Origin of the sequence: Fibrisoma montanum (assembly GCF_003583365.1) — a bacterium.
Taxonomy (GTDB): domain Bacteria; phylum Bacteroidota; class Bacteroidia; order Cytophagales; family Spirosomataceae; genus Fibrisoma; species Fibrisoma montanum.
On sequence record NZ_QXED01000002.1, the window covers coordinates 41,306 to 55,561 of the forward strand.

13 protein-coding genes are annotated in these 14,256 nt (G+C 54.7%); 7 read left to right on the forward strand and 6 right to left on the reverse strand.

Annotated features, from left to right (window positions below; genetic code table 11):
* Positions 1–9: 9 nt before the first annotated feature.
* Complete coding sequence (locus tag DYU11_RS06030; RefSeq protein ID WP_119666762.1) at positions 10–447, reverse strand: CBS domain-containing protein; 438 nt, start codon at positions 445–447, stop codon at positions 10–12.
* Between DYU11_RS06030 and DYU11_RS06035 the strand changes: the two genes are divergently transcribed.
* Complete coding sequence (locus tag DYU11_RS06035; RefSeq protein WP_119666763.1) at positions 446–742, forward strand: hypothetical protein; 297 nt, start codon at positions 446–448, stop codon at positions 740–742. The two genes, DYU11_RS06030 and DYU11_RS06035, sit on opposite strands and share 2 nt — an antisense overlap.
* Positions 739–2,229, forward strand: coding sequence for an ATP-dependent DNA helicase (locus tag DYU11_RS06040; protein WP_119666764.1), 1,491 nt, complete (start codon positions 739–741; stop codon positions 2,227–2,229). The genes DYU11_RS06035 and DYU11_RS06040 overlap by 4 nt, the downstream gene beginning before the upstream one ends.
* A gap of 45 nt (positions 2,230–2,274) precedes the next feature.
* On the opposite strand, the gene DYU11_RS06045 is transcribed toward DYU11_RS06040, so the two are convergent.
* Positions 2,275–4,080, reverse strand: coding sequence for a carboxypeptidase-like regulatory domain-containing protein (locus tag DYU11_RS06045; RefSeq protein ID WP_119666765.1), 1,806 nt, complete (start codon positions 4,078–4,080; stop codon positions 2,275–2,277).
* Between the two features lie 165 nt (positions 4,081–4,245).
* Positions 4,246–4,692 carry a peptidylprolyl isomerase gene (locus DYU11_RS06050; protein ID WP_119666766.1) on the reverse strand — a complete coding sequence of 149 codons (447 nt, stop codon included), beginning with the start codon at positions 4,690–4,692 and terminating at the stop codon, positions 4,246–4,248.
* Positions 4,693–4,809: 117 nt separating this feature from the next.
* Here DYU11_RS06050 and DYU11_RS06055 point away from each other — a divergent pair, with 117 nt between their 5' ends.
* Positions 4,810–6,081 (forward strand): DUF2264 domain-containing protein, encoded by a 1,272-nt coding sequence (locus DYU11_RS06055; RefSeq protein WP_119666767.1) that lies wholly within the window; start codon positions 4,810–4,812, stop codon positions 6,079–6,081.
* Between the two features lie 130 nt (positions 6,082–6,211).
* Here the strand turns inward: DYU11_RS06055 and metG are convergent, their stop codons facing one another.
* A complete protein-coding gene (gene metG / locus DYU11_RS06060; RefSeq protein WP_119666768.1) occupies positions 6,212–8,263 on the reverse strand; it encodes a methionine--tRNA ligase in 2,052 nt (683 codons plus the stop codon).
* A gap of 114 nt (positions 8,264–8,377) precedes the next feature.
* On the opposite strand from metG, the gene DYU11_RS33170 reads away from it, so the two are divergent.
* The 3 genes from DYU11_RS33170 (at position 8,378) to DYU11_RS06070 (ending at position 11,102) form a co-directional block, all read left to right on the forward strand.
* Positions 8,378–8,515 carry a hypothetical protein gene (locus DYU11_RS33170; protein WP_158600221.1) on the forward strand — a complete coding sequence of 46 codons (138 nt, stop codon included), beginning with the start codon at positions 8,378–8,380 and terminating at the stop codon, positions 8,513–8,515.
* Positions 8,516–9,577, forward strand: coding sequence for an SDR family NAD(P)-dependent oxidoreductase (locus DYU11_RS06065; protein ID WP_119666769.1), 1,062 nt, complete (start codon positions 8,516–8,518; stop codon positions 9,575–9,577). It begins immediately after the preceding gene.
* A 121-nt stretch (positions 9,578–9,698) separates the two neighbouring features.
* Positions 9,699–11,102: a tetratricopeptide repeat protein gene (locus tag DYU11_RS06070; RefSeq protein ID WP_119666770.1), complete on the forward strand. Its 1,404-nt coding sequence runs from the start codon at positions 9,699–9,701 to the stop codon at positions 11,100–11,102.
* 66 nt (positions 11,103–11,168) lie between these two features.
* Here DYU11_RS06070 and DYU11_RS06075 read toward each other — a convergent pair whose 3' ends face one another.
* Both DYU11_RS06075 and DYU11_RS06080 read right to left on the reverse strand, forming a co-directional pair.
* Complete coding sequence (locus DYU11_RS06075; protein WP_119666771.1) at positions 11,169–11,768, reverse strand: hypothetical protein; 600 nt, start codon at positions 11,766–11,768, stop codon at positions 11,169–11,171.
* A 109-nt stretch (positions 11,769–11,877) separates the two neighbouring features.
* A complete protein-coding gene (locus tag DYU11_RS06080; RefSeq protein WP_119666772.1) occupies positions 11,878–12,735 on the reverse strand; it encodes a DUF2490 domain-containing protein in 858 nt (285 codons plus the stop codon).
* Positions 12,736–12,820: 85 nt separating this feature from the next.
* Between DYU11_RS06080 and DYU11_RS06085 the strand changes: the two genes are divergently transcribed.
* The gene (locus tag DYU11_RS06085; protein ID WP_119666773.1) at positions 12,821–14,224 is read left to right on the forward strand and encodes an enolase C-terminal domain-like protein; all 1,404 of its coding nucleotides are present in this window, start codon (positions 12,821–12,823) and stop codon (positions 14,222–14,224) included.
* The last annotated feature ends 32 nt before the right edge of the window (positions 14,225–14,256 follow it).

Here is a 14,256-nt window from a genome sequence, read left to right on the forward strand (position 1 = left end):
CGCCTTGCATTAGTAAGGGCTGCCCGAAATGTAGCTTTCGAGCGACGCAATGCGGGTTTTCTGGTCGCGGATGATGGCCGTCACGACGTCGTTGATGGAAATAATACCGATGAGGTTCCCCTGCTCAACCACGGGCAGGTGGCGAATGTGCCGCTCCGACATGATGACCATACATTCGTCCAGCCGCTGATCGGGCTCAATCGTGATCACGTGGGGCGTCATTACCTCGCTGATGCTGGTGTCGGCCGAGTGGCGGCCTTTCAGGATGCCTTTGCGGGCGTAGTCGCGCTCGGAAAAAATGCCGGTGAGCTGCCCATCATCGACCACCAGCACGGCCCCGATGTTTTTGTCGGCCATGAGTTCGAGGGCTTCCAGCACCGTCTGGGTCGACGTAACGGTGTAGAGCGCGTTGACTGCTTTCCCTTGGAGAATCTGACGGATTTTCATGACAAAGAAGGGTTTAGTGGAAAGTGAAGGTAAGAAATTTGGAAGGAGGATGCAAATGGGGGGAGGAAAGGGAGGAAGGGGAGGAGGAAGGGAGGAAGGGAGGAAGGGGAGGAAGGGGAGGAAGGGAGGAAGGGAGGAAGGGGAGGAAGGGAGGAAGGGAGGAAGGGAGGAAGGGGAGGAAAGGAGGAAAGGGAGGCTATGCTCCTATCTCCTTTCCTCCCTCCTCCCTTTCCTCCTTTCCTCCGTCTTTTCCCTCTTTTCCCTTTCCTCTTTTTTTCGTAACTTAGAAGCATGAATGATACCCAAACGGCCGCGCAGTTGCTGGCCAAACGCTTCCCCTACAAACCCACTCCCGGCCAACAGCAATTTTTTGAACAGATCGGCGAATTCATTGCTCACGAAGAGTTTGAGCGGTATCGCGACTGTTTTCTGCTGCGTGGGTATGCCGGTACGGGGAAGACAACGCTGGTCGGTACGCTGATTAAAGTGCTGCCCCGGTTTGGGTATAAATCCGTACTGCTGGCTCCAACCGGCCGGGCGGCCAAGGTGATGTCCAGCTATGCCAAGAAGCCCGCTCAGACGATCCACCGGAAGATTTACCGGCAAGTGGCTGACCCCGCTTCCGGTACGCTATCGTTTCAACGGCAGAAAAATTACCACGAGAACACCCTGTTCATCGTCGACGAGGCCTCGATGATTTCCGACGAAGCGGATTTTGGCGGCAAGGGCCTGCTGACCGATCTCATCGATTTTGTGTTCGAAAACCAGGGTAACAAGCTGATGCTGGTGGGCGATACGGCTCAGTTACCACCCGTTGGTCGGGAGCTGAGCCCGGCGCTCGACCGGGGGTTTCTGATGCATTCCTTCGACATGACCGTTTTTGAGCAGGAGTTGACGGAAGTTATGCGGCAAGACGAAGAGTCAGGCATTCTGCACAATGCCACGGGGCTGCGGCAACTGCTGACCGGCATAGAGCCGACACCGGCCGCTATCGGGTTCGATGCGCTGCTGGATACCAATCCCAGGTCGTCGGTAGGCGATACGCCGTCTATTCAGCTGAATGTGAAGTCGTTCCGTGATATCTACAAGATGCCGTTGAATAAACTGGAGGATGGTATTCGCTACGCCTACGACAAATACGGCCGGGAAAATACGGCGATTATCTGCCGGTCTAACAAGACGGCTGTGCAATACAATCAGTTCGTCCGGCGGATGATCGACCAGTGTGAGGAGGAACTCGACGCGGGCGATATGCTGATGATAGCCCGTAACAACTATACCATCCTGGGCGAGGATTCACCGGCTGGGTTTCTGGCCAACGGCGAATTTGCGGAAGTGATGAAAATCCGCAACCAGGAAGAAATGCACGGTTTCCGGTTTGCTACCGTTACGCTGCGGCTGGTCGATTACGAAGAACAGCCCGATTTTGAAGCGAAGATTATCCTCGACACCCTGCATTCACCCTCGCCGTCGCTGAGTTCGGAGCAGCACAAGATGCTGTATGAGAGCGTCCAGAAGGATTATTTCTATATCAAAAGCAAGAAAGAACGCACCGAGGCCATTCGGCGCGACCCGTACCTGAACGCCCTTCAGGTGAAGTTTGCTTATGCGCTGACCTGCCACAAAGCACAGGGGGGGCAGTGGAGCGCCATCTTCGTCGATCAGGGCTTCCTGCCCGATGGGCAAGTGAATCAGGAGTTCGTGCGCTGGCTGTATACCGCCCTCACCCGGGCTACGGATGAAGCGTATCTAATGAATTTTAATCCGCAGTTTTTTGGGTGAGCGGCTTGGGGGTAAGAGACTTTTGCCAGGTCTTTGGCAATACGCTTATTGACGGTTCAGAATAAACCGCGCTGATTCCCACGTCTTGCCATTATTGATCTTCAGGAAATAAATTCCGGTCGGAAAGCTCACCATATTGAGCGTAAACCGACGCTCGGTCGGCACGGTCCGCAACACAATCTTGCCCGTTACGTCGGCCACGAAAACCTCCGTCGGGGCTTTCCTGCAGTCTACGTGCAATACGTCGCTGGTTGGGTTGGGGTAGTGCTTCCAGGAAAGCGCACTGTCCTCGTTTCCGCCGTTGAGGGCTGCGTTTGTTGAGGCAGTGCCGTCTTCATATTGCCTGGTTGTCTGCTGTGCTACGTCCCGGATAGGCTGGCAGTCGGGCGTCTGGGCAAAGCTGGTAATCAGCCGGACCAGGACCTTGTTAAGCAGTTCCACCTTATAGCTATCCGTCGTTGGAGCGATGTGTGCATCACCAATACCACTGTGGTCGGTCAGGAATACGTATGTGCCGTTGGTGGCCAATGCCCATGACCGCATCAGGTATTCGGTACTCTTGTCAATGCCGCTGGCAACAATCGGAATGATACGGATACCTTTTTCCGACGCTTTCTGAATGGATTGCTTGAGCAGGGCCCGGCTCTCATCGTCGTCGTGAGGTGGCGCGTCCAGAATGAGGAACAGTAAACGAGCTTTCGCCTGTTCGTTCCAGTTCAGCTCATGAACGGCTACGTTCAGGGCCTGATCGACGGCTTCGGGATAGTCATCGCCACCTGCGGCATTATGCCCGTTGATAAACCGGGAAATGGAATCCAGGCTTTCAGTAAAGTCCGATTTGTGGGTAAGGTAATCATCGCTGACATCCCGGTAAAAGACGCTGCTTAGCCGGATTGAACTGGCAGGAAGCAGTTCTCTGGTCCGATTGACGATGTCGCTTAGTTCTGCTTTCAGGTAATTGATCTCGTCCTGCATGGAGCCGGTGGCATCGACAACAAACGAAATGTCAACGGCCGACAAGGCCCGGCAAGGCTGGCTCACCTGAATCCGGTTGAGGCCTTTGTTGAAAAGAACCGGTTTTTTCAGGATATACGGCTGACCGTCTACGAGCGCTTCAATGAAAACCGGCTGTCCAACGGCTGCGCTATCGAACAGGTTGTTCCACAACTCACTTTTGCCGGTATTGTCTGAGCGGGAGGTCCAGAGCGATACGTTGGGGGCTGTTTTTAGAGAGACCACGGCGTTGCTGATCGGATAGCCGTCGGCCGTGGTCAGTTGAACCGAGTAACGTTCCAGCGGCCGGATGTGCCATTGTTGCTGCCAGGCCTTCAGATCCCGCTGGGCAATGTCCTGCCATAATTTCCACTTACTGTAGTCGTGAATTTCACCGGCGGTCAGTTGGCCGGCTCCTGCCTGCGGGCCTTTGTACGTCTGTCGCTGGGCGCTTGAACCGGGGCCTGATACACCTTTCGTTGACGACAGGGTAGCGACTGACCCGGTTATGTCTCGTCGGGCCATCGTTTTGTAGCCCGTAACGACTACCTCGGCCAGTGCCCGTGCATCTTCCTGCAAGAGTACGCGAACAGAGTCAGTCGTTTTTGACACTACTACCTCCTGAGTCTTATACCCGATAGAAGCCACAACGAGCGTCGTAGATGCGGTCGTGGTTGTCAGGCTAAACGTACCGGTGGGACCGGTCGTCGTACCGATAGTGGTGTTTTTCAACAGAACCGTAGCGCCCGGGACAGGAGCCTTGTCAGCGGCTGACCGAACTGTGCCGCGTACCGTCCGGGTCTGAGCAACAACTAATTGGCTGAATAGAAGAAGAAACAGGAGTAAAAAAGCCTTCATACGTCGGTTCTGGTTTAGGGTCGGATCAGGTAGCGATAGACGGTACTATGAGTCTAATTTAGTTAAAATGGTTGCTTTCAGGTGATGAACTACGAAAAAATCAAGGGTCGGCAGCCGAGATAATATCTTGGCTGCCGACCCTTGCTAAAAGAACAGTCTGACCGTTTACGCCTGCTCGTCGTCCAGGATCGTCACTTCCTGAATTTTATCCCCCTGCCGGATCTGGTCGATTACATCTAGACCGTCTACAACTTTCCCGAACACGGTGTGGTTGCGGTCGAGGTGCTGGGTGTTCTGGCGGTTGTGGCAGATAAAGAACTGCGAGCCACCCGTATTGCGGCCCCGGTGGGCCATCGACAGCACACCCCGGTCGTGGTACTGATTATCCCCTTCCAGTTCGCAGGGAATGGTGTAACCGGGACCACCGGCACCGGTGCCGGTTGGGTCGCCACCCTGAATCATGAAGTTTGGAATAACCCGGTGAAACGTGATGCCGTTATAAAAGCCTTTCTTCGCGAGCGAAACAAAGTTATCGACGGTTTTGGGGGCGTCCTGCTCGAAGAACTCAATGGTCATTGTCCCCTTGTCGGTACGCATTTCTGCCTTTCTCATGGTGATCTGTGGTCTGTTAAATCGCACAAAGATAGCAAGGTCGGTCGGATAGGTACATACAGGCTTATTGAGTAGAAAGCCGTTGGTGACTGCTCTATTAGGATTGTTGAAACTACCATGAAACGACGAACATTTGCTGGCTTATTATCTTCGTGGCCATTTGTGATGGCGGATTATAAATCCGCTGCAGGTAACATTGGAATTGGAAATCGCGATGAGCTTGCCAGTTCATTGAACCGTACTAATGCCGACGAGCGGGCGTATTGGCTGCAAACCTTACTAAAAGTGGCCGATCCGGTACTAACAGCCCTGGCGCAGAACCGCCTGAAGGCGTCCATGCCGATTGAGTCGGCACCGGGGCAGGACGCGAGCCGGAAGGTGGTCTCGCACCTGGAAGCGCTCGGTCGGACGGTGGCGGGCATCGCTCCCTGGCTTGACCTCGAAGCGGATGAGTCGGCGGAGGGCCGTTCGCGGAAGCGGTACCTGGACCTCGCGCGACAAGCCATTGCCAACGGTGTCGATCCCAAATCGCCGGATTTTCTGAATTTCACCCGAAACGGTCAGCCGTTGGTCGACGCGGCTTTTCTAGCGCACGGACTCGTGCGGGCCCCTAAAATCTGGTCTGGGCTGACCGCCGATCAGCAGAAAAACGTAGTGACTGCCCTGCAATCCAGCCGCGTCATAAAGCCGCCGTATAACAACTGGCTTCTGTTCAGCGCGATGGTCGAGGCCGCGCTCCTGAAGTTCACCGGCTCGGCCGACGAAATGCGGATGGACTACGCCATCAAGCAGCACCTGAACTGGTACAAAGGCGACGGGGCATACGGGGATGGGCCTGACTTCCACTGGGATTATTACAACAGCTACGTTATTCAGCCGATGCTGCTGGACGTAGTAAAAACTCTCCTCGACGCTGGAAAAGCCACTAAAGAACTGTACGACACGATTCTGGCCCGCGCCCAGCGGTATGCGATGGTACAGGAGCGACTCATTGCGCCAGACGGCTCATTTGCCGCCTTCGGCCGGTCGCTGGCGTACCGCTGCGGGGCGTTTCAACTGCTGGCGCAGGTAGCGCTACAGGGGCAATTGCCGAAAGAGCTATCGCTGGGTCAGGTACGTAGCGCTTTAACCGCCGTCATTCACCGGACCATGGACGTACCGGGCACGTTCAATGACAAAGGCTGGCTGCAGATTGGCTTGTGTGGTCACCAGCCCGCTATCGGCGAAACGTATATCTCGACGGGCAGCCTGTACCTGTGCTCGGTCGCGTTTCTGCCGCTGGGACTGCCCACATCCAATCCGTTCTGGTCGGCACCGGCCGAGGACTGGACCGCCAAACGTATCTGGTCAAGCCAGAGCGTTACGGCCGACCACGCTTTGAAAGGTTGACTATAGATGTTATTTGACGTGAATGATGGATAACATTTGAGCCACAATAGCCGCTGTTTGTCATCCCGATCCTTTGGTCGGGATGACAAAAAAAGCTTAATGATGGCTGAAAGGGTACTTTCAATTCACGTTAACTCACCGTCCCGCCGTTCCACACCGTTTTATCCGGGGCGATCAGCGACAGGCTGCCATCCCGGTCTTCGGCCATCAGGATCATGCCCTGCGATTCCAGGCCCATCATCTTGCGGGGAGCCAGGTTCGCCAGGAACGTCACCTGCTTTCCAATGATATCTTCAGGGGCGAAGTGTTTGGCAATGCCGCTCAGAATCTGCCGCTGGCCGGTACCGTCGTCTACTTTCAGTTTCAGGAGCTTGTCGCTTTTGGGAACTCGTTCCGCTTCCAGAATGGTGCCGATCCGGATGTCCATTTTGGCAAAGTCGTCGTAGGTGATTTCCGTTTTAGCGGCTGGTACTTCCTTAGTGGCCAGTTCATTCATACGCTTGGCGTCCAGTAATTTCTGAATTTGTTGGTTAATAGTATCGTCTTCAATCTTGGCGAACAGCAGGTCGCCCTTACCCAGCTCGTGCCCTTCGACCAGTATGTCCGCGCGACCCGCGTTGGTCCAGTCCAGCCGGTCTTTGATCAGCAACTGATCGCACAGCTTCTGGGCGGTGAAGGGCAGAAACGGCTCGCAGACAATGGCCAGGTTGGCGGTGATCTGCAACGCGATGTTCATGATCGTGTTTACCCGCAACTGATCGGTTTTAATAACCTGCCAAGGCTGGGTTTCGGCCAGGTATTTGTTCCCCAGCCGCGCCAGATCCATCAGGTAACCCAGGGCTTCGCGGAACCGGAACTGATAGATGGCCTGTCCGATCCGGTCGGGGAACTGAGCCAATTCGTCGAGCACCTCACGATCGTAATCGGTCAGGTCGCCGGCAACGGGCACTTTGCCATCGCAGAACTTCTGGGTCAGCACCACGGCCCGGTTCACGAAGTTGCCAAACACGGCCACCAGTTCGTTGTTGTTGCGGGCCTGAAAATCCTTCCAGGTAAACTCACTGTCTTTGGTTTCCGGCGCATTGGCCGCCAGCACGTAGCGCAGTACGTCCTGCTTATCAGGCAACTCCTGCAGATACTCGTGCAGCCAGACGGCCCAGTTCCGCGACGTCGAAATTTTGTCGCCCTCCAGGTTCATGAACTCGTTGGCCGGTACGTTGTCGGCCAGAATAAAGCTGCCCTCCGCCATCAGCATCGCCGGGAAGATGATGCAGTGGAATACAATGTTGTCTTTACCGATGAAGTGCACCAGTTTGGTGTGCTGATCGCGCCAGTACAACTCCCAGTCGCGGCCCTGCTCAGCAGCCCACTCTTTGGTCATCGAAATGTAGCCAATCGGCGCGTCGAACCAGACGTAGAGCACTTTACCTTCGGTGTCGGGCAGCGGTACCTTAACACCCCAGTCCAGATCGCGGGTCATGGCGCGGGGGCGCAGCCCTTCTTTCAGCCACGACTGGCACTGACCGAACACATTGGTTTTCCACTCGGTATGGCTGTTGACGTAGGCCTCAATCTGCGGCTGCATCCGGTCGAGGGGCAAATTCCAGTTCTTGGTCGTACGCAGCACCGGCTTGGAGCCCGACAGGGTTGAGTGCGGTTCAATCAGTTCGAGCGGGCTGAGGGCCGTACCACACCGTTCGCACTGGTCACCGTATGCGTTCGGATTGCCGCAGACGGGACAGGTCCCGACGATGTAGCGGTCGGCCAGAAACTGTCCCGCCACTTCATCGTAGTATTGCTCAGTCACTTCTTCCACGAAGTCGCCCTGGTCGTACAGTTTTGTGAAAAACTCCTGCGAAGTCTCGTGATGCACCGGATTGGTCGTGCGGGAATAAATATCGAACGAAATGCCGAAGTCCGCGAACGACTGTTTGATCTGGCCGTAGTATTTATCGACAACCTGCTGTGGCGATATCCCCTCTTTCTTGGCTTTAATCGTGATGGGAACGCCGTGCTCATCAGTGCCGCTGATAAAGGCAACATCCTTACCCGTCGAGCGGAGGTAGCGGACGTAGATATCGGCGGGCAGGTAACAGCCAGCCAGGTGGCCGATGTGGATGGGGCCATTGGCGTAGATCAGGGCCGCCGTAACGGTATAGCGTTGTGGATTTTCTAATGCCATATTGTGGTTTGTGGTTTGTAGTTTGTAGTTTGTAGTTAGCCCAACGACCACCACGAACTACAAACAACAAACTGATTTGGGCGCGAAATTAGCAATTCAGGGCCGAACGTTGTTATGTTTACGCAAACACGCCGGACTAGTATGGAGAACACCGAAGCCGCCACGAATAATTTCCTGAATTGGGTTGAGATCAAAAACTTCAAGTCCATCAAAGACCTGCCCCTGGCTTCCTCACCCTCGAACGCATCCTGAATGACCTCATCATTACCTAAAACGGTGTTCATCACCGGGGCAACGGGCTTCATTGGTTCTCACATCGCCCGGCGCTTCCTCGCGGCTGGTTATCAGGTCGAAGCCCTTCACCGGCCCGAGCGTAGTCATGGTATGCTGACCGACGTAGCCGACCAGATCATCTGGCACGAAGGCGACATCCTGGACATTCCTTCGCTGGAAGCGGCCCTTCTGGATGAACCGCACCGGCGAACCGGCGGCATTGACGTAATTCATGCGGCTGCCATCGTGTCGTTTACGCCAAAAGACCGCAACCGGATGGAAACGATTAACGTAGCCGGCACCGCAAACGTCGTCAACGTGTGCTTGAAAGCGGGTGTCCGTAAGCTGGGTTACGTCAGTTCCGTGGCGGCACTCGGTCGGCCGACGGCAAAAGGCCCCAGGTCTGCTAATCCGGTTATGATTACCGAAAAACAGAAATGGGAGGATTCTCCGAATAATTCAACCTACGCAAAAACGAAATACCGTGCTGAACTTGAAGTCTGGCGGGGGGTAGCCGAAGGGCTGGATGCGGTGATGGTGAATCCATCGGTGGTGCTGGGCGTCGGCGACTGGACGCGGAGCAGCCTGCAGCTAATTAAATACGTGTACGATGAAAAACGATTTTACCCCGAAGGGCTAATTAACTACGTTGATGTTCTGGACGTTGCTGAAGCGTTGTTCCAACTTATGGCACACGACCATGCCCCTGAGCCCGACGCGGCCCGTCGGTACATCCTGAACGCGGGCACCATTCCGTACAAAGACTTGTTACATAAACTGGCAACGGTGTTGGGGAAGCGACCACCGAGTGTGCGGGTGCCGCCTGTTCTGACCCGAATCCTGTGGCCATTGGAGGCTGTTCGATCGTGGGCAACGGGTAAAGCCCCCCTGATTACCCGCGAAACGGCCAGGTCGGCCAGTTCGCGTTATCAGTACGATGGACGCCGGATTGAGCAAGTGGTTGGTTTACAATACCACTCGTTAGATCAAACCCTTCGGCGCGTGGCAGACGCGCTTGGAGACCCCCAGTACCGTTCGTAAAATTTCGGTCCGGGGGTTGCGGAATTATCTTTTTCCGTTTATATTTCTACTGCCAAAGGATAAACCGCGCCGATGGCTGCGGCCCCTATCCGACCCCCACTTAACCCGCTGAGGTAACGACATGGAGCAAGAGTTTGAGGAACGAGAAGGTGATATAAAAGAGTCTATCCGGCGTTTTGAACAGATGCTGGACCAGCAGGAAAGTCAATTTTTCGACCTGGATGTGTATGAACAGATGGTCGAACACTACCTTAGCCAGGGCGATCTGGACAAAGCCCTTAAGGCCGCCGAGGCCGGTCTGGACAACTTCCCTTACGCATTGGAGCTGATGCTCGACAAGGCCCAGATTCTGGCCAATTTCCAGAAATTCGACGAATCGCTGGAGTTGCTGGAACGGGCCGGTTTGTTTAATCCGGGTGATCTCGACGTACCTTACATGCAGGGCTCAGTGCTGGGCATGGCCGGTCGCTACGAGGAGTCGGTGCAAGTGCTGGAAGAACTGCTCGATCGCGCTGAGGAAAAAGATGATATTCTGTTTCAGCTGGGGCAGAGTTATCAGAACTGGGGAAAATACGACGAAGCCATTGAACAGTATAAACAGGCTATTGCCCTGAATATCAATAACGAGAATGCCTTGTACGAACTGGCGTTTTGCCTCGACGTTACGGGTGAGCTTGAGAACAGCCTGTCCTATTACGAACAACTGATTGATGCGGACCCGTATGCCTACAATGCCTGGTATAACATTGGCATTGCCTACAGCAAACTGTCCCGGTATGCCGAAGCGGCCGAAGCGTATGAATACGCGACGCTGATCAAGGAAGACTTTGCCTCGGCGCATTTTAACCTGGGTAACACGTATATGAACCTGGGTTTGTTCGAAAAAGCCGAAGTCTGCTACCGCGAAACGCTGAAATATGAAGAAGCAACGGCCGATACGTTCTGCCACCTGGGGGCCAGTCTGGAAAAGCAGGACCGGTTGCCGGAAGCAATCAAGGAATACCGCGAGGCCATTAAGCTGGATTCCATGTGGGACGAGGCCTGGTTTGGCATCGGGGTTTGCCTGAGCGAATCCGGCAAATGGTACGAAGCCCTGCCGTTCCTGCAGAAAGCTATCAAACTGAACGATCAGAACGGCGAATATCTGCTGGCGCTGGCCGAAACAGAATATAAAATCGGCAACGTGATGTCGAGCGTGGAAGCGTTTCAGAAAGCGGCCGAGGTGGATACGACCAATCCGGACGTGTACCTGACGTGGTCGCTGGTGCCCTTCGATCAGGGCGACTTCATGAAAGCCAACGAGATCATTCAGCTGGGCATCGACGAAATGCCGAAAGAGCCGGATCTGTACTACCGTTCAGCAGTTTATTTGATTCATGCTGGGTATTATCGAGAAGCTTTGCTACATTTGGAAGCCGCTTTATCGCTCAATTACGACGCTCACGTGCAGTTGTTTGAGTTTTTTCCGGAGCTGGAAAAGCAAAAAGCGCTCTATCGAATCATTCAGCAATACCGCAAAACCTAATCCAAATAATATACCACTTAAATTAGGAAAGCCGCTGCCAGGATTGGGAGCGGCTTTTTTGTGGTTTCACTGCCGGTTCAACTGGGCTACGGCCCTGGCAATCTCGGTTTTATTGAGAAATACGTCAGCGGCTTTTTGCCCAACCTGTTCCTGATACGCATAAAACCACCGGTTTAGCTTCTGCAACGAGCTGAACCGGTGAAACTTGCCGGCATCGTCGAGGACGTAGATACGGCTGCCAATTTTTCCGCGGTCTTCATCAACAGTATAGACTTGATCCATTACCATCGTTGGGCCACTGGCCAGCTCCCGGTACAGGCGAGTACCCATCCGAACGAAGATGGTAGAGTCGGTACGGGCCGTAACCAGCGTATCGGCACCCACCAGCGCCAATCGCCGGATGCTTGAAAACCCAAATTTCTGCTGTGGGGCCTGCGCTCCGGCTCTGTAGATAAACGTTTTACGGCCGTTAAATTGGAAGCGGCCTTTCAGAGTCGTGCCGTCCCGCAACCGTATGACGCCATCGTGGTACGTATAATCGATGACAGGTCCCTGGTATACTGTTTGCGGGATATAGATCGTCTGAGGCTGTGGTTTTTTTTGCTGAGCGTTTGCCTGAACAGCTACCAGCAGGAGTAGCCCACTAATGAGTAAGCCTGATTTCATAACGATAGTTATTTATACGTAAGTAGTGGTATTTATGTAAGTTTTGATTGTAATAATTCCTGTTTAAGGTATGAAAATGTTTTAGATGTTGTACTGACAAGTGCAAATTTTATTCCGGGCCGGAATCCGGCTGACTCTTTGACCGCCGGAAGTTTTCGAGATACATATACACGTGCAGGGCATTATTGAACCGGAATGTTCTGAGCCGGTCGGCAGCATTGGTTTGTATCGAGAACTGATTCAGATAACCCAGTTCAAAGCGAATGTGGTCGTTCAGCCGGCGGCCCATAGCCACGTACGTCCGGTTCTGGTCGAACCGGGTGATGGAGCGTGAAACAACGACCATAGGTTCAAGACTGACGTGCGTGTACCACCGTTTGTCGGTAGCCGACCGTTTGAACACCGGGTTCAGCCAGCGCGCCATCGCCCGCAGCCGGATGTTGAAGCGGTCGGCCAGGACCTGCTGCGATTCGCCGTCGGACAGAAAAATATAGGTCGTAGCCAGTGTGTCGGTCTGGGAGGGCCAGCGGAGTTCAGTACGGAATCGCTGGATGAACTCGCCATCGCCTAATGGCTTTGTAATCTGCAACTGGGGAATGACACGAACTTCCTGAAAAAACGTCAGTGGCTGGTATTCGCTGGTTCGGCCCCAGTTCCACCATAACCCAACGGGTGAAAGCGACAGCCGAACGGGAGTAGAAAGCTGGTAGCTAACCCACGGCCGGAATACCTGCAGTAACGGGTACCGGAATACGTTCCAGTCGCGGCCATTATTGTCTTCAGCCTGGCGCCGGTACTGATGATCAAGCTGAAACGACCAGCGGCCTTTGGTTTTATACATCAGGTTCACCTCAGTCCAAAAGGCCTGCCGGGCGCGGGTTTCACGCTCATAGTCTTGAGCGATGAGAAGGCATGGCAGTAAAAGCAGCAGTAGCGTTAAGCTTACCGGGAAAAATCGTTTTGGCATTGTTTGTATTGGTACTAAGTTGAACCCTAACCGAAGTTAGTAGGTGAATGTTCGGTTTGGCTTTCTACACTAAATTGTTTCCACCATGAACCGCCGAACCCTTCTCCAGCAATTAACCACCGGGGCTGCGCTCAGTGCAGCCAGCCTCGCACCCGTGCCAGAAGCCCTAGCCCAGCAGCCCAGGCCCAAAACACTCAACGGCCTGCCACCCCTGACCATCACCGATGTAAAAACGATCCTGACCAGTCCGAATGGTATTCGGCTCGTTGTTGTCAAGATCGAAACCAGCGAACCGGGGCTCTATGGCATCGGCTGCGCTACGTTCACGCAGCGGGCCTACGTCGTGCACACGGCCATTGAGAAATACCTCAAGCCGTTCCTGATGGGGCGCAACGCCGACGAGATCGAGGACATCTGGCAGTCGTCGTACGTAAGTTCATACTGGCGCAACGGCCCGGTGCTGTTCAACGCCATGAGTGGGGTCGATATGGCGCTGTGGGACATCAAAGCCAAACGGGCCAACATGCCGCTCTACCAACTGCTGGGTGGTAAGTGCCGCGCCGGGGCCGACCTCTATTTTCACGCCCAGGGCAGCAGCCCGGAGGAGGTTGAGGATTCGGCCCGGGCGGCCATGGAACGGGGCTACCGGCACGTCCGGGTGCAGATGGGGTTGAAAGGCAACGCTGTCTATGGTGCCAAAGGCCCTACCGGCACGCCCGCGAGTTCGGTTGGTACGTCGGGGACGCAGGCCGGACTGGCAACGCCCGCCGTTACGGTGCCCGGTCCGACCAATCCCAAGCTGGTTTTCGATCCCAATGCCTACGTCAAAAGCGTTCCCAAACTGTTCGAACACCTGCGCGTGAAGCTGGGCGACGAGGTTGAACTGCTCCACGACATCCACGAACGGGTGAGCCTGAGTCAGGCCGTGCAGATATGCAAGACCGTAGAGCCCTACCGGCCGTTTTTCATCGAAGATCCGTTCCCGCCCGAAGACAACGATCATTTCAAACTCCTGCGCCAGCAAACGACCGTACCGCTGGCCATGGGCGAGCTGTTCAACACACAGCACGAATACGTACCGCTGATCAAGGACCGGCTGATTGACTTTATCCGGATCCACATCTCGCAGATTGGTGGCCTCAGCCCGGCCCGCAAGGTGCAGGCGATGTGTGAATTCTTCGGCGTAAAAACAGCCTGGCACGGACCCGGCGATGCCTCGCCCGTTGCGCATGCGTCGCAGCTTGCCCTCGAACTGGCCAGCTACAACTTCGGCATTCATGAAGGGTACGTGTTTCCGGAAAACACGCAGGAGGTGTTCCCGGGCTGCCCAACGGTGAAAGACGGCTACATGTATGCGCAGGAAAAGCCGGGCCACGGCGTCGAAATCAATGAGAAGGTAGCGGCAAAATTCCCGTTCCCGGATGGCCCGACGTTCGATTACAGCTGGGGGGCCACGCGGAAAAAAGACGGAACGGTTATTCGGCCTTAGGACAAGTAGACAAATATGTTATTGATAATTGT

What these genes read in the sequence shown, in the direction of transcription:
- DYU11_RS06035 (WP_119666763.1), top strand. Translation starts at nt 446, where the DNA reads ATGACAAAGAAGGGTTTAGTGGAAAGTGAAGGTAAGAAATTTGGAAGG.
- DYU11_RS06030 (WP_119666762.1), bottom strand. Translation starts at nt 447, where the DNA reads ATGAAAATCCGTCAGATTCTCCAAGGGAAAGCAGTCAACGCGCTCTAC.
- DYU11_RS06040 (WP_119666764.1), top strand. Translation starts at nt 739, where the DNA reads ATGAATGATACCCAAACGGCCGCGCAGTTGCTGGCCAAACGCTTCCCC.
- DYU11_RS06045 (WP_119666765.1), bottom strand. Translation starts at nt 4,080, where the DNA reads ATGAAGGCTTTTTTACTCCTGTTTCTTCTTCTATTCAGCCAATTAGTT.
- DYU11_RS06050 (WP_119666766.1), bottom strand. Translation starts at nt 4,692, where the DNA reads ATGAGAAAGGCAGAAATGCGTACCGACAAGGGGACAATGACCATTGAG.
- DYU11_RS06055 (WP_119666767.1), top strand. Translation starts at nt 4,810, where the DNA reads ATGAAACGACGAACATTTGCTGGCTTATTATCTTCGTGGCCATTTGTG.
- metG (WP_119666768.1), bottom strand. Translation starts at nt 8,263, where the DNA reads ATGGCATTAGAAAATCCACAACGCTATACCGTTACGGCGGCCCTGATC.
- DYU11_RS33170 (WP_158600221.1), top strand. Translation starts at nt 8,378, where the DNA reads ATGTTTACGCAAACACGCCGGACTAGTATGGAGAACACCGAAGCCGCC.
- DYU11_RS06065 (WP_119666769.1), top strand. Translation starts at nt 8,516, where the DNA reads ATGACCTCATCATTACCTAAAACGGTGTTCATCACCGGGGCAACGGGC.
- DYU11_RS06070 (WP_119666770.1), top strand. Translation starts at nt 9,699, where the DNA reads ATGGAGCAAGAGTTTGAGGAACGAGAAGGTGATATAAAAGAGTCTATC.
- DYU11_RS06075 (WP_119666771.1), bottom strand. Translation starts at nt 11,768, where the DNA reads ATGAAATCAGGCTTACTCATTAGTGGGCTACTCCTGCTGGTAGCTGTT.
- DYU11_RS06080 (WP_119666772.1), bottom strand. Translation starts at nt 12,735, where the DNA reads ATGCCAAAACGATTTTTCCCGGTAAGCTTAACGCTACTGCTGCTTTTA.
- DYU11_RS06085 (WP_119666773.1), top strand. Translation starts at nt 12,821, where the DNA reads ATGAACCGCCGAACCCTTCTCCAGCAATTAACCACCGGGGCTGCGCTC.